Annotated in this window: 16 protein-coding genes and 1 pseudogene; 13 read left to right on the forward strand and 4 right to left on the reverse strand. The window is 52.5% G+C overall.

The features are described 5' to 3' along the window. Positions 1-113: 113 nt before the first annotated feature. From purB to EO763_RS11925, 4 genes and pseudogenes are all read left to right on the forward strand, one after another. A complete protein-coding gene (gene purB, locus EO763_RS11910) occupies positions 114-1,484 on the forward strand; it encodes an adenylosuccinate lyase (protein ID WP_161529066.1) in 1,371 nt (456 codons plus the stop codon). Positions 1,485-1,832: 348 nt separating this feature from the next. After that, positions 1,833-2,522, forward strand: a complete 690-nt coding sequence (phoP, locus tag EO763_RS11915) for a two-component system response regulator PhoP (RefSeq protein WP_161529067.1) — start codon at positions 1,833-1,835, stop codon at positions 2,520-2,522. After that, positions 2,519-3,972: pseudogene (gene phoQ, locus EO763_RS11920) on the forward strand (two-component system sensor histidine kinase PhoQ). The gene phoP and the pseudogene phoQ overlap by 4 nt, the downstream one beginning before the upstream one ends. Positions 3,973-4,311: 339 nt before the next feature. After that, complete coding sequence (locus tag EO763_RS11925) at positions 4,312-5,433, forward strand: ribosomal protein uL16 3-hydroxylase (RefSeq protein WP_103860811.1); 1,122 nt, start codon at positions 4,312-4,314, stop codon at positions 5,431-5,433. 78 nt (positions 5,434-5,511) lie between these two features. Here the strand turns inward: EO763_RS11925 and pepT are convergent, their stop codons facing one another. Next, positions 5,512-6,744, reverse strand: coding sequence for a peptidase T (gene pepT, locus EO763_RS11930; RefSeq protein WP_161529068.1), 1,233 nt, complete (start codon positions 6,742-6,744; stop codon positions 5,512-5,514). A gap of 370 nt (positions 6,745-7,114) precedes the next feature. Between pepT and potA the strand changes: the two genes are divergently transcribed. From potA to EO763_RS11960, 6 genes are all read left to right on the forward strand, one after another. After that, positions 7,115-8,230, forward strand: a complete 1,116-nt coding sequence (gene potA / locus EO763_RS11935; RefSeq protein WP_161529069.1) for a spermidine/putrescine ABC transporter ATP-binding protein PotA — start codon at positions 7,115-7,117, stop codon at positions 8,228-8,230. Beyond that, the gene (potB, locus tag EO763_RS11940) at positions 8,214-9,074 is read left to right on the forward strand and encodes a spermidine/putrescine ABC transporter permease PotB (protein ID WP_039489688.1); all 861 of its coding nucleotides are present in this window, start codon (positions 8,214-8,216) and stop codon (positions 9,072-9,074) included. The genes potA and potB overlap by 17 nt, the downstream gene beginning before the upstream one ends. After that, on the forward strand, positions 9,071-9,847 hold the full coding sequence (gene potC / locus EO763_RS11945) for a spermidine/putrescine ABC transporter permease PotC (protein WP_039277487.1): 777 nt from the start codon (positions 9,071-9,073) through the stop codon (positions 9,845-9,847). The genes potB and potC overlap by 4 nt, the downstream gene beginning before the upstream one ends. Before the next feature lie 233 nt (positions 9,848-10,080). After that, positions 10,081-11,124 carry a spermidine/putrescine ABC transporter substrate-binding protein PotD gene (potD, locus tag EO763_RS11950; protein WP_161529070.1) on the forward strand — a complete coding sequence of 348 codons (1,044 nt, stop codon included), beginning with the start codon at positions 10,081-10,083 and terminating at the stop codon, positions 11,122-11,124. A gap of 454 nt (positions 11,125-11,578) precedes the next feature. Then, on the forward strand, positions 11,579-12,211 hold the full coding sequence (locus EO763_RS11955) for a YbhB/YbcL family Raf kinase inhibitor-like protein (protein ID WP_161529071.1): 633 nt from the start codon (positions 11,579-11,581) through the stop codon (positions 12,209-12,211). 44 nt (positions 12,212-12,255) lie between these two features. Continuing rightward, the gene (locus tag EO763_RS11960; RefSeq protein WP_161529072.1) at positions 12,256-13,122 is read left to right on the forward strand and encodes a helix-turn-helix transcriptional regulator; all 867 of its coding nucleotides are present in this window, start codon (positions 12,256-12,258) and stop codon (positions 13,120-13,122) included. Between the two features lie 129 nt (positions 13,123-13,251). Here EO763_RS11960 and prc read toward each other — a convergent pair whose 3' ends face one another. The 3 genes from prc to EO763_RS11975 form a co-directional block, all read right to left on the reverse strand. Next, positions 13,252-15,267 carry a carboxy terminal-processing peptidase gene (prc, locus tag EO763_RS11965; RefSeq protein ID WP_044202347.1) on the reverse strand — a complete coding sequence of 672 codons (2,016 nt, stop codon included), beginning with the start codon at positions 15,265-15,267 and terminating at the stop codon, positions 13,252-13,254. Positions 15,268-15,286: 19 nt separating this feature from the next. Beyond that, complete coding sequence (proQ, locus tag EO763_RS11970) at positions 15,287-16,060, reverse strand: RNA chaperone ProQ (protein WP_044202343.1); 774 nt, start codon at positions 16,058-16,060, stop codon at positions 15,287-15,289. Between the two features lie 84 nt (positions 16,061-16,144). Beyond that, the gene (locus EO763_RS11975) at positions 16,145-16,651 is read right to left on the reverse strand and encodes a GAF domain-containing protein (RefSeq protein ID WP_039489695.1); all 507 of its coding nucleotides are present in this window, start codon (positions 16,649-16,651) and stop codon (positions 16,145-16,147) included. Between the two features lie 405 nt (positions 16,652-17,056). Between EO763_RS11975 and yebS the strand changes: the two genes are divergently transcribed. The 3 genes from yebS to rsmF all read left to right on the forward strand — a co-directional run bounded on the left by yebS (position 17,057) and on the right by rsmF (position 22,577). Then, positions 17,057-18,337, forward strand: a complete 1,281-nt coding sequence (yebS, locus tag EO763_RS11980; protein WP_161529073.1) for a membrane integrity lipid transport subunit YebS — start codon at positions 17,057-17,059, stop codon at positions 18,335-18,337. 2 nt (positions 18,338-18,339) lie between these two features. Next, positions 18,340-20,979, forward strand: coding sequence for a PqiB family protein (locus EO763_RS11985; RefSeq protein WP_161529074.1), 2,640 nt, complete (start codon positions 18,340-18,342; stop codon positions 20,977-20,979). Positions 20,980-21,122: 143 nt separating this feature from the next. After that, complete coding sequence (rsmF, locus tag EO763_RS11990; RefSeq protein ID WP_161529075.1) at positions 21,123-22,577, forward strand: 16S rRNA (cytosine(1407)-C(5))-methyltransferase RsmF; 1,455 nt, start codon at positions 21,123-21,125, stop codon at positions 22,575-22,577. The last annotated feature ends 90 nt before the right edge of the window (positions 22,578-22,667 follow it).

Genomic DNA, 22,667 nt, shown 5'->3' on the forward strand with positions numbered 1-22,667 from the left:
ATGATCGACGCTGGTGTGATTAACGCCAGCGTCACGAAATTGATTATTGTTAATAATTCATTGTCCTTATAGAAATTAATCGTTATTGAAACTAATCTCAGGAGTTGCTTGCGATGGAATTATCCTCACTGACCGCCGTTTCCCCTATTGATGGACGCTACGGCGATAAAGTCAGCACGTTGCGCACCATTTTCAGCGAATTCGGTTTGCTGAAATTCCGTGTGCAGGTTGAAGTACGTTGGCTGCAAAAACTGGCAGCCTGTGCAGAGATCCAGGAAGTTCCTGCATTTGACGCTGACGCAAACGCTTTCCTTGATAAAATTGTCGCCGAATTCAGTGAAGAAGATGCTGCCCGCATTAAAACTATCGAGCGTACAACCAACCACGACGTGAAAGCCGTTGAGTACTTCCTGAAAGAGAAAGTTGCCGCTATTCCGGCACTGCACGCCGTCAACGAATTCATCCACTTTGCCTGTACATCAGAAGACATCAACAACCTGTCTCACGCACTGATGCTGGATACCGCTCGCCGCGACGTCATCCTGCCGCACTGGCGTCAAATCATTGATGCGCTGAAAACGCTGGCACAGGAATATCGCGATATCCCGCTGCTTTCCCGTACACACGGCCAGCCCGCCACGCCATCCACTATCGGTAAAGAGTTCGCTAACGTGGCTTACCGTATGGATCGCCAATATCGCCAGCTGCAACAGGTTGAGATTCTGGGCAAGATTAATGGTGCCGTCGGTAACTATAACGCCCATCTGGCGGCCTACCCGGAAGTGGATTGGCACCAATTCAGCGAAAGCTTTGTTACCTCACTGGGCATCAACTGGAACCCGTACACCACGCAGATCGAGCCGCACGATTACATCGCCGAGCTGTTTGACTGCATCGCGCGTTTCAACACCATTTTGATCGACTTTGACCGTGATATTTGGGGCTACATTGCACTGAATCACTTCAAGCAGAAAACCATTGCGGGCGAAATCGGTTCTTCCACCATGCCGCACAAGGTTAACCCGATCGACTTCGAAAACTCGGAAGGCAACCTGGGTCTGGCGAACGCCGTTCTGGGGCATTTGGCTAGCAAACTGCCGGTTTCCCGCTGGCAGCGTGATCTCACCGACTCTACCGTACTGCGTAATCTGGGCGTGGGCGTGGGCTATGCGCTGATTGCGTATCAGGCCACGATGAAAGGCATCAGCAAACTGGAAGTGAACCGCGATCGTCTGGCTGACGAACTGGATCACAATTGGGAAGTGTTGGCAGAGCCGATCCAAACCGTGATGCGTCGCTACGGGATTGAAAAGCCGTACGAAAAACTGAAAGAGCTGACGCGGGGCAAACGCGTTGATGCTGCCGGTATTCAGGAATTTATCGATAATCTGGCGTTGCCAGAAGCGGAAAAAACGCGCCTGAAGGCGATGACACCAGCCAACTATATCGGCCGTGCTATCGCAATGGTCGATGACCTGAAATAAGTACTCTCACGTCTATTTACACTCTCTGGCGGGCATTTTGCCCGCCAGTTGTCTAAAACTCACCACATTCTCTCTAAATAATTCGAGTTTCAGGCAGACGAGCTTACTCAGGTAAGTGATTCGTGTGAGTGAACTCAGCCAACGCACATGTAGCTTGAAGTATGACGGGTATGACCATTTCCAGCCTGTTTATACTCGGTTTACCCTCTCTGTGGATAATTTAACAAATAAAATAAATAACGTTCTCTGCGTATAATGTTGATACGCGGAAGAGACATGCATGAAAGACATGGCGCATAGCAGTATTTCGATAAACATGGCCATTTTTATTTGACAGAGGATATAGCGATGCGAATTTTGGTCGTTGAAGATAATGTATTATTGCGCCACCATTTAACCGTTCAGATGAACGAAATGGGGCATCAGGTTGACGCAGCGTCTGACACCAAAGAAGCGGATTATTTTCTGCATGAGAATATGCCGGACATCGCCATTGTCGACCTCGGGTTGCCCGATGAAGACGGCATGAGCATGATCCGTCGCTGGCGCACTCATCAGGTCAAGCTTCCTATTCTAGTGCTGACGGCACGTGAAAGCTGGCAGGACAAAGTGGCGGTGCTGGAAGCGGGGGCGGACGATTATGTAACCAAGCCGTTCCATATGGAAGAAGTCGTAGCACGCTTGCAGGCACTGATGCGGCGTAACTGCGGGCTGGCATCGCAAGTCATCAGCCTGCCGCCCTTTGAGATCGACTTATCGCGCCGCGAGCTGATGATCCACGGATCGCCTATCAAGCTCACCGCGTTTGAATACACGATTATCGAGACGTTGATTCGCAACAAAGGAAAAGTCGTCAGCAAAGAGTCGCTGATGTTACAGCTGTACCCAGATGCAGAACTGCGGGAAAGCCATACCATTGACGTGCTGATGGGGCGATTACGCAAGAAAATTCAGCAGGCAGAGGCACCGGATGTGATCACTACCGTGCGCGGACAAGGATATCGCTTTGATATTGATACCCCCTCAGGCTCAGCATGAGCAATAAGAAGCAGCCCTTTTCGCTTCGTATTCGCTTTTTACTCGCGACAGCGGCCATCGTACTAGCGCTGTCGCTCGCCTATGGCGTCGTCGCCATTATCGGTTACAGCGTCAACTTTGATAAAACCTCATTCCGCTTGCTGCGCGGCGAAAGTAACCTCTACTACAGCCTCGCACAGTGGCGTGATAACCAGCTGAATATCGTCACCCCCCCGACGTTGACATCAATTTCCCCACGTTGGTGTTGATATACGATGAGCATGGCAACATGCTCTGGCGCGAAAAGCACGTTCCCGAGCTGGAAGCGCTAATCAAGCCGGAATGGCTGAACAAGACGGCCTATCACGAGCTGGATACTGACACCGATACCAGCAGTGCGGTATTAACGGGCAATACCTTACTGCTGAGCAGCCTGCGGGAACTGAATGGCGCGCAAAGCAATGCGTTAACGCACTCTATTGCCGTGAACGTTTACCCGAAGACCGAGCATCTCCCTTCCATCACGATTGTTGTGGTCGATCGCATCCCTCAAGAACTCCAGCAGGAAGACATGGTGTGGGAATGGTTCAGCTATGTGTTGATCGCCAACCTTCTGCTGGTGCTGCCCCTGCTGTGGCTGGGCGCTCACTGGAGCCTGCGTCCTATTCAGCATCTGGTAAAACAGATCGCCGAGTTGGAAAAAGGGACGCGCGATCAACTGGATGAAAATCCACCACGCGAACTATTCAGTCTGGTAAAGAACCTGAATATCCTGCTGAATAACGAACGCCAGCGCTACCATAAGTATCGTACAACGCTCACCGATCTCACCCACAGTTTAAAAACGCCACTGGCGGTTTTACAAACCACGTTACGTGCGTTGCGAACCGGCAAAGAGATCACTATCGATCAGGCTGAGCCTATTATGCTGTCGCAGATCAGCCGCATCTCTCAGCAGATTGGCTATTACCTGCATCGCGCCAGCGTACGCTCCGAACATAATCTACTGATACGTGAAGTACACTCAGTTCCAGCGCTGCTGGATGGCCTGTGTTCTGCATTAAATAAGGTGTATCAGCGCAAGGGCGTTGTGTTGACGCTCGATATTCCACCAGAACTCACCTTCGTGGGCGAGAAGAATGACTTTATGGAAGTCATGGGCAATATTCTTGATAACGCCTGTAAGTACTGCCTGGAATTTGTCGAAATTAGCGTGCAATACTCCGATCACAAACTGCATCTGATTATCGATGACGATGGCCCCGGCATCCACGAAAGCAAGCGTGAAATGATCTTCCTGCGTGGGCAACGCGCCGACCGTATGCGCCCCGGACAAGGTATCGGCCTTGCCGTTGCCGTCGAAATTATCGAACAATATCAGGGGGAGATACTCATCAGCGACAGCGCACTGGGTGGTGCCCGAGTCGAAGCTATTTTCTCCCGCCAGAACCTGAGCCAGAATGAGGGATGAAAGGCAGTACAGCGCGCGATGCTTCCGCTATACTCGTCATACTTCAAGTTGCATGTACGTTGGCGACGCTACTCGGCCCACTCGCGTGGACCTCGCCCCGTTGGGGCTGCTGCAAGCAGCGTTCAAACCTGCCTCTGGCAGATTTGTCAGTCACCCGAATCACTTACCTGAGTAAGCTCATCGGGACTCCTTCTCTTGCCGCCTGCATGAAACTCGAATTATTTAGAGTATATATTTATCGCCAAAATACTGATTGTTTTAAAATACTGATTATTTCAAGAAAAATCATATCTTCAAGAACAGTCATTTCCTCAAAAAAACACGTTTCTGGAAAACAGTATGGACTATCAGCTCAATCTCGACTGGCAGGATTTTTTAGCGAACTACTGGCAAAAACGTCCGCTCCTGATTAAAGGCGGTTTCACACATTTTATCGACCCGATTTCACCCGATGAACTCGCAGGGCTGGCGTTGGAAAATGAGGTTGATAGCCGTCTGGTCAGTCATCAGAACGGACGCTGGCAGGTAAGCCACGGTCCTTTCGAGAGCTACGATCATCTGGGGGAAAGTAACTGGTCGCTGTTGGTGCAGGCCGTCGATCACTGGCATGAGCCCTCTTCAGCCTTGATGCAGCCCTTTCGACAGTTGCCGGACTGGCGTACCGATGATTTGATGATTTCATTTTCCGTTCCCGGTGGTGGCGTAGGACCACATCTGGATCAGTATGATGTATTCATCATTCAGGGAACGGGGCGTCGCCGATGGCGCATCGGTGAAAAAATACCGATGAAACAGCACTGTCCGCATCCCGATCTGCTTCAGGTCGATCCGTTTGACGCCATTATTGATGAGGAACTGGAGCCGGGCGATATCGTCTATATTCCACCGGGTTTCCCGCACGAAGGCTATTCGCTGGAAAACTCGCTGAACTATTCGGTGGGTTTCCGTGCGCCGAATGCTCGCGAGTTGGTGAGCGGCTTTGCGGATTATGTACTTTCCCGCGAACTCGGCAGCTATCGCTATAGCGATCCCGAGATCCCCTCCCGCGATCATATCGCCAGCGTACTGCCACAAGAGCTGGATGCGCTGCAAAAAATGATGTTAGAGCTGGTGCAGCAGCCGGAGCATTTCCAGAACTGGTTTGGCGAATTTATTTCCCAGTCCCGTCATGAACTCGACCTTTCACCGCCAGAGCCGCCTTACCAAGCTGGCGAAGTGTATGAATATCTGCAACAGGGTGAACCACTGCGTCGTTTAGGTGGCCTGCGTGTCATCTGCGTCGGAGATAGCTGCTTCGTTAACGGGGAAAAAGTGAACAGTACACACAAAGCGGCGCTGTTTGCGCTGGCTGAGCACCCGGCTATTGGTGCAGAACTGCTGGGCGACGCGCTGGAAGATCCCTCTTTCCTCGCACAGCTCACGGTGTTGATCAACAGCGGTTACTGGTACTTCGCGGATTAAAACCAATCTTGAATCATTGTTAGCACAATGATAAGGCGGGAATGTCCCGCCTTATTCCTCTCTGGAAAATGGAAGCACTTACGGCTTCGCGCGCAGTGCCGTCAGTTCGGCAATGCGCATAATCACAGACACCGCCTTTTCCATGCCTTCCAACGTGACAAATTCGTGTTTGCCATGATAGTTGTAGCCGCCGGTAAACAGATTTGGGCACGGTAGCCCTTGAAATGACAGGTGTGCGCCGTCGGTGCCGCCTCGGATCGGCTTCATATTTGGCTCAATGTCGCAATCCCGCATCGCCTGCTGCGCCAACGCGATAATGTGCGGATGCTGCTCAACCTGCTCACGCATGTTGTAATAGGTATCGGTAATCGTGACTTCAATATAGCAATCTGGGTGCAGCCCCACGCCAACCTTTTCCGCAATATCCAGCATCATCTGTTTACGCTGTTCAAAGCCGTTGCGGTCAAAATCCCGGACGATGTAATGCAAATCTGCGCGCTCCACAGAGCCTTTCATGCTGTGAAGATGATAGAACCCCTGATAACCGTCCGTCTGCTCCGGCGATTGACTCTCCGGCACATGCTGGTGATAGCGCGAGGCCAGCGTCAGCGCGTTCACCATCACGCCTTTGGCGCTACCGGGGTGAACATTGTTACCCACGATTTTCACCTGAACCGACGCGGCATTAAAATTCTCATACTCCAGCTCGCCGACACCACCACCGTCCACGGTATAGGCCCACTGCGCGTTAAACGCTTTGACATCAAAAAACTGAGCGCCCTTGCCAATTTCTTCATCAGGCGTAAAGGCAACGCGAATATCGCCATGCGGGAGCTGGCTTTTCTTCAAACGCACCAGCGCGGTCATAATTTCCGCGATCCCCGCTTTATCATCCGCCCCCAACAGCGTTTTGCCGTCTGTGGTAATCAGCGTGTGCCCCAGTAGCTGGTGCAGCACTGGGAACATCACGGGTGACAGCACTTCATCCCCCACCCCCAAGGCAATATCGCCACCGCGATAGTTTTCCAGAATCTGCGGATTAACATTCTTGCCGCTAAAATCCGGTGACGTATCCATATGTGAAATAAAGCCGATGGCCGGAACGGGCCAGGCAACGTTTGCCGGAAGCGTCGCCATCAGACAGCCCTGCTTGCTCAGTGCAACTTGCTCAAATCCCAGTTCGAGCAGTTCCTGCTGCAACGCACGCGCCAGTTTCAACTGACCGTCGGTGCTCGGCACCCGCCGAACACCGGATTTAGACTGTGTATCAAATGAAACGTAATTCAAAAATCTGTCGAGTAATTTATCCATCTTATTTATGCCCCCAGAACCCTGAAAGGCATTATGGATAGGGCTACCCCGGTAAATATTGCGTCAGGTCAGTTTTTTCCCGATTTAACAAACTGCCAGACCAGAACTCAGGCCAAAAAGCAGCAACCGAGTCACGAAGAACATCTAAATCAGGTAACAATCAGGAAACATACCCCCTAATTCATTGGCTGAATCTCCCTTATTCGTTTACCAATCGGCAGTAAGTGGGTCACACAAGTTGGCGTCAGGCAGCGTTTCCCGTAAAATGCCGCCCTTAACTGCGCACGCTGTCTGAAAGGTGATAACCCTTGGCACGATCGCAACGGACATTCCGTTGATCGGCCAAATCAGGACATAGAGCTATACCTTAATGAAAGAAAACTCCCTGACTGTGCCGGTCGTTGAATTGCTCAACGTCCATAAAGGCTTTGATGGCAAAGACATCATTTCACATTTTAATCTCACTATTAATAACGGTGAGTTTCTGACGATCCTCGGGCCATCCGGCTGCGGAAAAACCACCGTACTGCGCTTGATTGCCGGTCTGGAAACGGTCGATAGCGGCAACGTTATGCTGGAAAAGCAGGACATTACCCACCAGCCCGCTGAACAGCGGCACGTTAATACCGTATTTCAAAGTTACGCCCTGTTTCCTCATCTCAGCGTGTTTGAGAACGTGGCATTCGGCCTGCGCATGCAGAAAACGCCCGCCGCAGATATTGCGCCACGCGTGATTGAAGCGCTGAAAATGGTGCAGTTGGAAGAGCTGGCGCAGCGTCGCCCACACCAGTTGTCTGGCGGCCAGCAACAGCGCGTTGCCATCGCCCGCGCCGTCGTCAATCAGCCGAAGGTTCTGCTGCTGGATGAATCCCTGTCTGCGCTTGATTATAAGCTACGCAAGCAGATGCAGAACGAACTGAAGGCGCTGCAACGCAAGCTGGGTATCACCTTTATTTTCGTCACGCACGATCAGGAAGAAGCGCTGACCATGTCCGACCGCATCGTGGTAATGCGCGATGGGCGCGTAGAGCAAGACGGCACACCGCGTGAAATCTACGAAGAGCCAAAAAATCTGTTCGTCGCCAGCTTTATCGGTGAAATCAATATCTTTGATGCTGTGGTGCTGGAGCTGTTGGACGAACAGCGGGTGCGTGCTCAGGTCGAAGGACACGACTGCGTTATCACCGTCAGTTTTCCAGTCAACGTCGGCCAACACCTCAACGTACTGCTGCGACCGGAAGATTTACGCGTCGAAGAGCTTGGCGACAGCATGCAGGCGGAAGGAATGGTGGGCTACGTGCGCGAGCGCAACTATAAAGGCATGACGCTGGAATCCAACATCGAGTTGGAAAACGGCAAGATGGTCATGGTTAGCGAGTTCTTTAACGAAGACGATCCCGACTTCGACCATTCACTCAACCAGAAAGTAGACGTCACCTGGGTGGAAAGTTGGGAGGTCGTCCTGCACGATGAAGAAGTCGCGTAAACGCTTTCAAAACATCATTATCACACTCATCGTGGCCTGGCTGGTGCTGTTTGTTTTCCTGCCCAACCTGATGATCATCGGAACCAGTTTTCTGACACGCGATGACACCCATTTCGTCAGTCTGGTCTTTACGCTGGAAAACTACACGCGACTGGCCGATCCGCTTTATGCCTCTGTGTTGCTGCACTCGCTGAACATGGCGGTTATCGCCACCCTCTGTTGTCTGCTGCTCGGCTATCCGTTTGCCTTTATTCTGGCGCGCTTACCGAAAAAAATTCAGCCGCTGATGCTGTTTCTGCTGATTGTGCCGTTTTGGACCAACTCGCTAATCCGCATTTACGGCCTGAAAATCTTTCTGAGTACACGCGGCCATCTGAATGAATTTCTGCTCTGGACGGGCCTTATCGATACGCCGCTGCGGATTATGTATACCTCTGAAGCGGTGATTCTCGGCCTGATTTATATCCTGCTACCGTTCATGGTGCTGCCGCTCTACTCCAGCATTGAAAAACTCGATAAATCCTACCTTGAAGCTGCCCGCGATCTGGGTGCCAATAAGTGGCAAACCTTCATTCGCGTCGTCATCCCGCTGACCATGCCGGGAATTATCGCGGGCTGCCTGCTGGTACTGCTGCCCGCGATGGGATTGTTCTTCGTTGCCGATCTGATGGGCGGTGCCAAGAATTTGCTGATCGGTAACGTCATTAAAAGCCAGTTCCTCAATATCCGCGACTGGCCGTTTGGTGCCGCCACCAGCATCGGCCTGACGCTGGTCATGGGCGTGATGCTCTTTATCTATTACCGTACGGCCCGCCTGTTGAATAAAAAAGGAGCGCTGGAATGACCGGACGCTTAATCCGTGGTGGATTTATGTCCATCATTTACGCTTACCTGTACATCCCGATCATCATTCTGATCGTTAACTCGTTTAATCAGGCGCGTTTTGGCATCAACTGGCAGGGATTTACACTGGACTGGTATCGGCTGCTGATAAACAACGACAGCCTGCTTCAGGCCGCACAGCACTCTCTGACGATGGCCGTTTTTTCCGCGACGTTCGCCACGCTGATTGGCTCCCTGACGGCCGTCGCGCTATATCGCTACCGCTTTCGCGGCAAGCCTTTTGTCGGGGGTATGCTGTTCGTGGTGATGATGTCACCGGATATCGTGATGGCGATCTCACTGCTGGTGCTCTTCATGCTGCTGGGCATATCGCTCGGATTCTGGTCACTGCTGTTTTCTCATATTACTTTCTGCCTGCCGTTTGTGGTGGTCACCGTCTATTCACGTCTGAAAGGTTTTGACGTACGGATGCTGGAAGCCGCGCGCGATTTAGGCGCCAGCGAAGTGATTATTCTGCGCAAAATCATTCTGCCGCTGGCCATGCCGGCCGTGGCCGCCAGTTGGCTACTCAGCTTTACGCTGTCGATGGATGACGTGGTGGTGTCCTCATTTGTCACCGGGCCCGCGTATGAGATTCTACCGTTGAAGATTTACTCGATGGTGAAGGTCGGCGTCTCCCCTGAAGTCAACGCGCTGGCAACAATTTTGCTGATTCTGTCGCTCGTGCTGGTGCTCAGTAGCCAGCTGATTTTACGCGACCGCACCGGAAAGTAAGGTGGCGGCAAGCACGATAAATATCGTTTTTTCATATCTGCTTGTAAGGACCTATTCCAGTAGGCGTTATTGGTGCAGCCAGTTTGGACACGGACAGCGCACAGAAACCGGAGCGTACACGTAGTACGTGAGGATTTCGAGCACTGCCCTGGTTCAAAATGGCAAACAAAATAGCCTAATGGGATAGGTTCCAGGCGGGTATTTCCTTTGGGACTCGTAAGGAGGTAAACATAATGAAAAAGTGGCCACATTTACTGGCAGCCTGCGCGATGGCGTTTGGCATCAGCACCGCCAACGCCAACGACGGCAAAACGCTCTATTTCTATAACTGGACCGAATACGTGCCGCCGGGCCTGTTGGAACAGTTCACTAAAGAAACGGGCATCAAGGTGATTTACTCCACCTATGAATCCAACGAGAGTATGTACGCCAAGCTGAAGACCTATAAGGATAGTGCTTACGATTTGGTCGTGCCTTCAACTTATTTCATCTCTAAGATGAGCAAGGAAGGCATGCTGCAAAAGATTGATACCAGCAGGCTCAGCAATTTCCATAATCTCGATCCGAACCTGCTGCACAAATCCTTCGACCCAAATAACGACTACTCCATTCCCTATATTTGGGGCGCAACGGCGATTGGCATTAATCATGAAATGATTGATCCTGCCAGCGTCACCCGTTGGGCCGACCTGTGGGATACCAAGTACAAAAACAGCCTGCTGCTGACGGACGACGCGCGTGAGGTGTTCCAAATCGCTCTGCGTAAACTGGGTTACTCCGCGAATACCACCGACCCTAAAGAGATTGAGGCGGCCTATAAAGAGCTGCAAGCCCTGATGCCGAACGTGCTGACGTTCAACTCAGACAACCCCGGCAACCCGTTCATCGAAGGTGAAGTCAATTTGGGTATGGTGTGGAACGGTTCTGCCTACGTGGCGCGTCAGGCAGGTACCCCGCTGGATGTCATTTGGCCCAAAGAAGGCGGTATCTTCTGGATGGACAGTCTGGCGATTCCGGCCAACGCCAAAAACGTTGACGGCGCGATGAAGCTGATCGACTTCCTGCTTCGCCCAGAAATAGCAGCACAGGTTGCGGAAACCATCGGCTACCCGACGCCGAATCTGGCAGCGAAAAAATTACTGCCGCCGGAGGTTTCAGGGGACAAAACGCTATACCCGGATGATGAAACCATCGCGAAAGGCGAATGGCAGAACGACGTCGGCAGCGCCAGCACGCTGTATGAAACCTACTTCCAGCAGCTAAAAGCGGGTCGTTAATCGCGCACGCTATCGCGATGCAGATCGGCTTTCTCTATCGGAATCGGCAGACCGTTGGCAAACCTATTTGCCGAACAAGAACGGTGGTAACGGAATAGAAGAGTAAAGCGTTTGCGCCAGGGACAAAAATGTCAGGAACGTTTTTGAACGTCGCTAGCGACGGCCCTGAAAGGGTGAATCTCAGGGATGAGATTCATATCTGCGCAATCCGAGCTTACATGGACGTACTTGCCGCGTCTTTACGATCTATCCGTTACTACCGCTCGACGTGATTTGTCTGCAACCTCTAGTTTTCATTACCATAAACTATGTTTCTACTCTGATTACAAATATCATCTCAAGCCCTCAAATTGACAGCTAAAAGCATTATCCTGACGGTATTAGGAAAATAATTGTGCGCAGCTTCTTCTATAATGATTCCACACCCACCGGAATCACGATAAGGATCACCACCATGCTGCAACTCTCTAGTCACAGTTTTCAGGACGGCGACACTATCCCGGGCGAATTTGCCTTTGCCGTACCAGATGCAACTAGCCACATTGCGCTGTCTTCTAACCACAATCCCCACCTTGCCTGGCACGGCGCGCCCGAAGAGACACAGTCTTTCGTGTTGATCTGCCACGACCCAGATGTACCCAGCCGCGGTGACGATGTGAATCAGGAAGGCCGCGAGGTGAGCGCCTCTCTGCCGCGTGTCGATTTCTACCATTGGCTATTGCTGGATATTCCAGCCAGCGTCAATGAAATTCCAGCCGCCTCACACTCCACTGGCATCACGCCACGTGGGAAAGCAGGCCCGGATGCACCGACAGGGCTCCGACACGGCATTAATGATTACACCGTCTGGTTCGCCAGCGATGAGCAGATGAATGGCACCTACTATGGCTATGATGGCCCTTGTCCGCCGTGGAACGATGCAATCGTCCATCATTACATCTTCACTCTCTACGCTCTCGCGACGCCTGCTTTAACGATAGAAGGTGAACTTAATGGGGAAAATGTCCGCGCTGCACTGGCTAACGCGCCAGTATTGGCAGAAGCGACACTCACCGGGCTGTATACGCTGAATCCCGCATTGTTGTGATAACAATAAGTTATGATAATGCCTCGTTATAAGAATGGCCGGCTATGAGCGTGACCGCTTTACGCCCCGCTTCCCCGTCTCTCATTGTAGAGGCGGACTGGCGATTGCCATCAGGCCAGCCGCTGCAACGGTATGGCCTGTGCGCTCTCGCTCAGCCCCACTTGCGTACACCGCAGAAGACAACGTGTTTCCATTTCTATGAAGCCACGCTTCTGCTGGTTCTCTCTGGCCAATTAACCATTCTTGAGCAGGATACAGCGACAGTTATCGATACGCCTTCTCAGCTCTGCCTGATTACACCTGACGCAAGTGCCGATTTGACAAAAATGCCCGGTGGTCACGATTCCGCTTTCCGGTCGATCTTTCTGACCTTTTCGCCCACGCTTCTGGCGCGTTTTTATCATCGCTATCCTGATGAATGCGTTCCGACTTATCCTCCGCGCCCCTTCACTACTCTCGCGCTGGATGACGATCTTATCAGCACATTACAACATCTGATTGAAGGGATAACGGGCAACAAGCTCAATGAATCACGTCTCGAACTGCGGCTGATGGATATGCTGCTTGTGCTGTCAGAACGGGGATACCGCTTTGGCGTACCGCCACAGCCCGGCGTTACCGCTCAGCTACGTACGCTTATCAGCGAAGAGCCGGACCACCACTGGACCGCGCAGTCTGCGGGTCGGCGGCTGGCGATGAGCGAGGCTACGCTGCGCCGGAGGTTATCCGCCGAGCAGACACGTTTTGAAGTGCTGTTGCTGGAGACGCGCATGCAACACGCGATGATGCTGGTACAGACGACATCATGGAGTATGCAGCGTCTGGCCGAAGCCTGTGGGTATAAATCCTCAGCGCGCTTTTCCGAACGGTTTAAAACCCGTTTTGGCTGTTCGCCAACCAAGATTCGTTAATCTGTCATTGACAGTACAGCGCTGTCATCCTGCAACACTCAACAACAATCATCGTCAAAAAAAAGCGCCCTGTCGGATAACCCCGCAAGGCGCTTGATGATCTCAGATGATCAGAACGATTTTAGCGTATTACTCTTTCTCTTCCAGTGCCAAATCGTTAGCAATTTTCACCGTTTCATCCAGATAAGGATCAGGTGCCTGATAGTCTTTCGGCAGATCTTCCAGCGATTTGAGCGGTTTTTTACCTTCTCTCGTCAGTCGGTCGTTAATCCGATTCAGACGCATTGCTTCATCATCGTCATTCTCTTTCTCGCGCTGAGCAAGATTGAGCGACACGATGTTACGCTTATCCTTCATCGCGTTGTAGCGGGCAATATCCTGCGCCACATACTGGAATTCAGGATCTTTGGCGATACGCTCCTGATGATGTTCATTCAGTTTGCTAATCAGCGCCTTCAGATCGCCGCTCTTCGTGTAGTTGGCCGCTTTGATGCTGTCCCACGGTAACGCATTATCTTCAAACTTCTCACCGGTATCTACCGTTTCCGTGCCGGTTGGCATCATCACGTCAGGCGTCACGCCTTTCATCTGCGTGCTGCCGCCGTCAATACGATAGAACTTCTGAATGGTATATTGCACAGAACCCAGCGCTGGCCAGTCAGAACGCAGCATCTGATCGTAAATCCGATTCAGCGAGCGATACTGCTGCACGGTGCCTTTACCAAACGTCGGTTCACCCACGATCAAAGCACGGCCATAATCCTGCATTGCCGCTGCGAAGATCTCAGAAGCGGAAGCACTGAAGCGGTCTACCAGCACCACCAGCGGGCCTTTGTAATACACAATGCCGTCGGTGTCGCTGTCTTCGCGCACTTTGCCATTGTTATCACGCACCTGGACCACAGGGCCGCCAGGGATAAACAGACCAGAAAGCCCTACCGCTTCCGTCAGCGCACCGCCGCCGTTAGTCCGTAAGTCAATCACAATGCTGCTGACGTTCTGTTTTTCCAGCTTCTGGAGCTGAACTTTCACGTCATCCGTCAGGCCGACATAGAAACCGGGGATATCCAGCACGCCGACTTTATCCTTGCCGACCGTCTTGACGGACATTTTCACCGCGCGGTCTTCAAGGCGAATACGTTCACGCGTCAGCGTAACAATGCGGGTTTTCGTCCCCTTACCAGCAGGCAGGATTTCCAAGCGTACCTTACTGCCTTTCGGCCCTTTAATCAGCGCAACGACATCATCCAGACGCCAGCCGATAACATCCACCATCGGCTTGCCGTTTTGGCCTACGCCAACCACGCGGTCACCGACGGTAATATTTTTGCTTTTCGCTGCCGGACCTCCAGGCACCATGGAATTGATCATGGTGTAGTCGTCATCCATCTGCAGCACCGCACCAATCCCTTCGAGCGACAGGCTCATTTCGGTATTAAATTGCTCGGTGTTACGCGGTGACAGGTAGCTGGTGTGCGGGTCAATTTCACGCGCAAAGGCGTTCATGACGAGTTGGAAAACATCTTCGCTGTTGCTCTGCGCTAGACGGCGAATGGCAAACTGGTAACGCTTGGTCAGCGTCTCTTTGATGTCTTTATCATCTTTACCGGTCAGCTTCAAGCTGAGCCAGTCATATTTTACCTTGGCATCCCACAGGCGGTTAAGTTCACCCACGTTCTGCGGCCAAGGGGCTTTGCTGCGATCGAGCTCGAACGTCTCATTGCCCGTCAGATCAACCGGTTTATCCAGCAGCGACAGTGCATATTGAAAGCGCTCAAACCGACGCTTCTGCGCCAGATTGTACAACGCATACGGAACATCCAGTTGACCGGATTTCAGCGCGTCGCCCAACTGGGCTTTTTGCCCGGAAAATTGTGCTACATCAGAGGCCAACAGCACGTTGTGACTGTAGTCCAGCATATTGAGGTAGCGGTTAAAAATTTTCTCAGAGAACTGCGCATCCAGCATAAACTGGCGATAGTGCGAACGCAGGAAACGTGAGGCCACCCTGTCGCTAACGGTAGCATGTTGAGGTTCCTGATGTAGCTGAGGAATCTGTTCAACACGCGTAATGTTTTCATTTGCAAAACTAGAGCCCGCCAGCAGTAAGCCTGCGATGGCGGTTATTCTGACTAAGTTGTTCATGCCCAGGTTGGCCTCCGTATCAGAACTGCAAGTGTTCTGCGCGTACAATCATTGCCAGTCCAGAAGCCAATTGTACTCTGACTTCGCCTTTGGCAATTTCAAGCACGGTGGCATCCATGGCGTCTTTGCCGGCTCTGACTTTGATTTCCTGACCGATTTGCAGTTTGGAAACATCCGTAACCGCTACCCGTTGACGCTCATTGCTAGCAGGCTTTGCCTGACGAGATTGAGCATTAGCGGATTGCTGAGAAGAGGACTGCGATTGGCCGGAAGAAGGCTGACGTGGTTTACGCGGTGCATGGTTTTGAGACGCGTGGTTTTGGGATGCACGGTTTTGGGATGCATTGTTTGAAGCATCACGGCGCGGCGCACGTTTCTGAGCGGGACGAGGGGTACGCGCTGCTTCTGCCGATTCTCCGGCCGCTTCACGTTTTTTCGCCTGTTGCTCAGCACGCTGAGCCTGAACTCGTGCTTTCGCTTCTTCCAACTGCTTACGAGCATGATCGACATGCTGCTGTTCCAACTCACCGCATGGGTTACCATCCAGATCGACACGTTGGGCACCCAATTTTACACCGTACAGATATCGCCAGCTTGAGGTGTAAAGACGCAGCGCAGAGCGTAATTGCGTCTTACTGACGTTATCGGACTCCGGCACACGCTCAACAAGATCCTGAAAAATACCGATCTTTAACGGACGAGTTTCACCTTCAGTGGTGAAACAAAGCGGAAACCGCTCTGCCAAAAAGGCAATGACTTCTTTACTACTGTTCAACTTAGGTTGATTTTCCATGAAATTTCCTGATTACAACGGGTTTGCCAACCGGCGCAGGCATGAACAGGCGTCATTATAATGACGCCATCGGCAATTGCCACGTTAACCTTGTCTCAACGTGAGAGAATTGATGAATGTCATCACATCGCTCGCTTCCAGTTGAGCACAAAGTACGCTCACCACGGCCTTCAGCCCTTCTTCATCATCCGCGTCAAAACGCTGATAAAGGGTACTGTCAATATCCAGAACGCCAATCGGTTGCCCGTTAACGACAAGCGGTAGCACAATTTCAGCATTACTCGCGGCATCACAGGCGATATGACCAGGGAACGCATGGACATCATCCACGCGCTGAATGCGATTTTCGGCTATCGCTGCACCGCATACACCTTTGCCAACCGGAATACGCACACAAGCAACCTTGCCCTGAAACGGTCCCAGGAAAAGCGTGTCGTTATCCAACAGGTAAAACCCTGCCCAATTAACCCCATCCAAACGCTCAAACAGCAGCGCACTACTGTTTGATAAAATCGTAATAAAACGGTTTTCATCCGCGATAAGCGATGACAGGTCGCGAATGAGATCCTGATAAAATTCTGGTTTATTCATAAAGTATATCGTTGTCTTTTCAAAACAGTGCGAACCATTCCCGCACAGACTGCATTAGCATCGGTTACAGAATGCCATAAGATTAGCGCCTTCGCGCGAAGAATCATCCGCTTTACTGTAACGCTGTCGTGCATATCGTGCTATTTCCACCTGTAAAATAATATCGGTCAGAGATCAGATTCCCTATAGATTTCGAGTTGCAGGAAGGCGGCAACCACAGGATCCCCAGGAGCTTACTCAAGTAAGTGACTGGGGTGAGTTAGGGAAGCCAACACATCTGCAACTTGAAAGATGGCGGGTAGAGCCTTTTATGAATTTATCATTCAGTTAGCCTTCAGTTACACTGAATAGCGGTGAATACGTTATCCATCGTAGACTAACACTTTCTATCGGATCGCAGGAAAGATGAAAATACAGAGTATAGCCAGCCCTGCGCCGTTTCCTTCTCCCCGGCCGCCGTTAACCGGGGGATCGAAAAGTACCGTACCTGCGGTCGATCGCTATCATCGCTGCCCGGAATGCGATGCCTTTTTTGCGCTGCCACCGTTGAAGCGAACCCAGACGGCGAATTGTCCACGCTGCGATGCCAAAGTCAGTTCAGGCCGAGATTGGAACATTTCTCGGCTGGCTGCGATGGCCGTCGCCATGCTGGTATTGATGCCGTTTGCCTTCACTGAACCGTTGATCAGTATTCGATTGCTGGGCGTCACCATCAATGCCAGTCTGTTTGAAGGCATTTGGCAAATCACCCGACAGGGACATCCGCTCACGGCAAGCATGGTCGCCTTCTGTACCGTTGGCGCACCGCTGACGCTGGTTTTTTCTCTGCTCTACCTGTTTTTTGCTCCCCGCATCGGGATGAACCTGCGCCCCATTCTGCTCATGCTACAACGGCTAAAAGAGTGGATGATGCTGGACATCTATCTGGTCGGCATGGCCGTTGCCGCAATCAAAGTCCGTGAATTTGCGGATGTTCAGGCGGGAATCGGACTGGTCGCCTTTCTGGCGCTGATGATCTTAAGCCTGTTGACGCTGATTCACCTAAATACCGACCAGCTTTGGCAGCGGTTTTATCCGCGCATGAGGCCGTTGATTTCGCCGGATCGCTACCGAATCTGCCTTTCCTGCCATTTCACCAGTTCACCCGACAACCGGGGTCGCTGCCCCCGTTGCCATATTCCACTTCGCTTGCGTCAGCGGCAAAGCCTGCAAAAATCCTGGGCAGCGCTCATTGCCTCTATCGTTTTACTGTTCCCCGCTAACCTGTTGCCCATATCGATTATTTATGTCAACGGTGCGCGTACGGAGGACACAATTTTTTCCGGTATTCTTTCGCTTGCGTCAGGCAATGTTCCGATTGCGCTGGTGGTCTTTATCGCCAGTATTCTGGTGCCGTTTACTAAGGTTATTGTGCTTTTCGGGCTGCTGGTGAGTATCCATTTCCGATCGGAAGGCAACATAATGATGCGCATGAAGATGCTGCGCGTTATCCGTTGGATCGGCCGCTGGTCCATGCTCGATTTATTCGTGATTGCTCTGACGATGTCGCTCGTCAACCGCGATCAATTACTCGCTTTCACCATGGGGCCTGCTGCTTTTTACTTTGGCGCGGCGGTGATTCTCACTATCCTTGCCGTTGAATGGCTGGATAGCCGACTGATGTGGGATAACACTGATGTGGAATAACAATGCAAGATAATACGCCAGGGACACCAACTGAAGCTACCGTGAAGAACAAACGTCGCCTGTCGCCCTTTTGGCTGCTACCGCTGATTGCGTTGATGATTGCCGGCTGGCTAATTTACACCAATCAGCAGGAGCGCGGCACCACGGTCACCATCGATTTTGTCTCCGCTGACGGCATTGTCGCTGGGCGTACGCCCGTGCGCTATCAGGGGGTTGAAGTCGGTACCGTACAAAATATCAAGCTAAGTGAAGATCTGCGCACCATACAGGTCGAAACCAGTATCAAAAGCGATATGAAGGAAGCGTTACGTAGCGGCACGCAGTTCTGGCTGGTTACCCCGAAAGCCTCTCTCGCTGGGGTTTCAGGGCTGGATGCGCTGGTGGGTGGTAACTACATCGGGATGATGCCCGGTTCTGGCGAGCCGCAAGAGCACTTCTCCGCGCTGGATACGCAGCCCAAATACCGCGTGAATACTGGGGAACTGCTGATTCATCTCCATGCGGACGATCTGGGCTCACTGAATACCGGCTCACTGGTTTATTATCGTAAAATTCCGGTAGGAAAAGTCTACGATTACACGGTTTCTCAGGATCGCCGCGGTGTGATGATTGACGTGCTGGTTGAACGCCGCTTTACCCATCTGGTGAAGAAGAATAGCCGCTTCTGGAATGTCTCTGGTTTTAATGCCGACATCAGCGTCAGCGGCGCAAAAATTGAAATGGAGAATCTGGCGGCGTTGGTGAACGGTGCGATCGCGTTCGATTCGCCGGAAGAGAGCGAGGATGCCGGCGCCGAGCAATCCTACCGCCTCTACCCCGATCTGGCACAGAGCCAGCGCGGTGTGAAAATTACGCTGGGTTTACCTTCTGGCGACAGCCTATCCGAAGGCCGCACCCCGCTGATGTATCAGGGGCTGGAGGTCGGCACGCTAAGTAAAATCACGTTGACCCCGGACGACGGCAAGGTCAGCGGGGAGCTCATCATCGATCCTTCCGTGGTTTCGCTGATGCGGGAAGGTACGCGTATCGAACTCAGTAAACCTCAGCTTTCGCTCAGCGACCTGAATGTTTCGCGTTTGCTGAGCGGCCCAACGCTGACGCTTATCCCCGGTGAAGGCGAACCACGCCAGCATTTTGACGTGCTGGATAGCGGTCAACAGCAGCTCACCCAGCCCGGCGCGCTTTCTATTCAGCTCACAGCCGCACAAAGCTATGGCATTGATAGCGGTCAACCCGTGCTGTTGCACGGCGTGCAGGTCGGTCAGGTCGTGAAGCGCACGCTGGACGAACAAGGTGTCAGCTTCCTTTTGGTGATCGAGCCACGATATCGCCAGCTATTACACCGCGACAGCAAATTCATCGTTAACAGCCGTGTGAATGTGAAGATGGGGCTGGATGGGATTCAAGTTCTGGGTGCCAGCGCGCAAGAATGGGTCAGCGGCGGTATTCAGGTTTTACCGGGCAGCAAAGGTGACGTTCAGGCGCGCTATCCGCTGTTCAGCGATCTCGAAAAAGCCGAGGAAGGCATTCGCGGTGCCACGCCCTCTCCGACTCTCACCTTAGTGACCGATAGTCTGCCGGATATTCAGGACGGCTCCATCGTGCTGTACCGTAAATTCCAGGTAGGCGAAATCATGCGAGTGCGGCCGAAGGCGGATACCTTTGAAGTTGAGGTTTACATTCGCCCTGAACACCGCAAACTGCTGACAGAAAACAGCGTGTTCTGGGCGGAAGGTGGTGCCCGTGTGCAGTTGAATACGTCGGGCCTGACCGTGCAAGCTTCCCCGCTGAACCGAGCGCTTAAGGGTGCGATCAGTTTTGATAATCTGGAAGGTGCACCAGAAATTAAAGGCGGTAAACGCGTCCTCTACAACAACGAAACGGCGGCGCGCGCCGTGGGGAGCCGCATCATTCTGCGCACCTACGATGCCAGCAAACTCGCGCCGGGCATGCCGATCCGCTATCTGGGAATCGATATCGGTCAGTTGGATTCGCTGAAGCTGTCCGAGCAGCGTAACGAAGTGCTGGTGCAGGCCGTGCTCTACCCTGAATTTGTGCGTAATTTCGCTCGATCTGGGACACGTTTTTCCGTCGTTACGCCAGAAATTTCCGCCGCTGGTGTGAATCATCTGGAGACGCTATTCCAGCCTTATATCAACGTCGAACCGGGTAACGGCAGCGTAACGCGGAGTTTTGAGCTGCAACAGGCCACCATCTCTGATTCTCGCTATCAGGACGGCTTGAATATCAGCGTTGATGCGCCGGAAGCGGGCGCATTGCAGGTCGGTACGCCAGTGCTGTTCCGCGGCATTGAAGTTGGTACGGTAACCGGGCTGTCGCTGGGCACGCTTTCGGATCGTATCGCGGTGTCGCTGCGCATCAGCAAACGCTATCAGCATCTGGTGCGCGACAATTCCGTCTTCTGGCTGGCTTCGGGTTACAATCTGGAATTCGGCCTGACGGGGGGCGTCATCAAGAGTGGAACCTTCCAGCAGTTCATTCGCGGCGGTATCGCGTTTGCGACGCCACCCAGCACGCCACTCTCCCCCAAAGCACAGGAAGGAAAGCATTTCCTGCTGAGAAACGAAGAGCCCAAAGAGTGGCGGCAATGGGGTACGGCGATTCCGACACCAAATAATTAACCTATAACCTGACAGGGCAGCGATCGTTGCCCTGTCGTTTTCACGCGTCGTTTTGCCGTTTTCACATGATGTATGAAGGATCCGTGCTACACTTCGCCGCTTCTTCCCCTCGTTTTACTGAATAACCTGTACGGAACCACGCCGTGGCAAAATTTACCCCAGCCAACCTGCCTGCTGAATTTCTCGACACAATGCGGGATATCATGCCTTCATCGCTTTCGATGGAGGATTTTATTGCCACCTGCCAGCGTCCGCTGCGTCGGAGCATCCGCGTTAATACGTTAAAAATCAGCGTCGATGCCTTTCTTCAGCTCGTGCAACCCTATGGCTGGCAGCTTGAGCCGATTCCCTGGTGTCAGGAAGGTTTCTGGCTGCTGAATGCAGAAGAGGAAAACACGCGGCTAGGCAATACGCTGGAGCACCTGAGTGGGCTGTTTTATATTCAGGAAGCCAGCTCCATGCTGCCCGTCAGCGCCCTGTTTCATCGTAACGATGCACTGGAAACGGTCTTGGACGTCGCGGCTGCGCCGGGCTCCAAGACAACGCAGATTGCGGCGAGACTGAATAATGAAGGGGCTATCGTCGCCAACGAGTATTCAGCCAGCCGGGTAAAGGTGCTGCATGCCAACATCAGCCGCTGCGGCGTCAGCAATACCGCGATTACACACTTCGACGGGCGGGTTTTCGGCGCGGCGCTGCCGGAATATTTTGATGCGATTCTGCTGGATGCGCCATGCTCGGGTGAAGGTGTAGTACGTAAGGATCCGGCGGCGATGAGCCACTGGTCGCAAGAAAGCATTATCGATATTGCGGCCACACAGCGCGACCTGATTATGAGCGCGTTTCATGCACTGAAGCCCGGCGGCGTGATGATTTACTCTACCTGTACGCTGAATCGGTATGAAAACCAGCAGGTCTGCCATTGGCTACAGGCGCAGTTTCCTGATGCGTGCGAATTTGAATCGTTACACGATCTCTTCGCCGACGCCGAACGCGCCACAACGGAAGAAGGCTTCCTGCACGTCTTCCCACAGATTTATGACAGCGAAGGCTTCTTTGTTGCCCGCTTACGAAAAACCGCCAGCGTGCCCCCCCTGCCGCGTCCGGGCTATAAAGTCGGTAAATTTCCGTTTTCTCCCGTTGCCCCCAAAGAGGCTGCGTTACTCGCACAGGCAGCAGGTAAACAAGGTATTCACTGGGATGAGGCGTTACTTCAACTGTGGCAGCGTGATAGCGAGATCTGGCTCTTCCCTGCGGCGCTCACCTCCGCTTTTGGCAATATCAAATTCTCACGTATAGGCATTAAGCTTGCTGAACGCTTCCCTAAAGGTTTCCGCTGGCAGCATGAAGCGATTGTCGCGCTGGCCGATCCGAACGCGAAGAATGCCTACGCGCTGACCGATCGCATCGCCTGCGAGTGGTTTCAGGGGAAAGACAGCTATCCGGAGCCGCTTCCTGCTGCGGGTGAGCTGATTTTAACCTACCAGAACACACCGGTCGGTCTGGCAAAACGCATCAGCAGCCGGATAAAAAACAGCCTGCCGCGCGACTTAGTGCGGGATGGCGCAGCCTCCGCCCAGCCTCTTTCTAAAGAATAAATGCGGTTTCTACATCAGGTGGCGATAAAACCACCTGATGAACCGCCCATTCTCCCTTTCCTCACTGATTTTCATCTACAATTATCCTGA

This window comes from Pectobacterium odoriferum (assembly GCF_009931295.1).
In the GTDB taxonomy this organism is placed as follows: Bacteria; Pseudomonadota; Gammaproteobacteria; order Enterobacterales; family Enterobacteriaceae; genus Pectobacterium; species Pectobacterium odoriferum.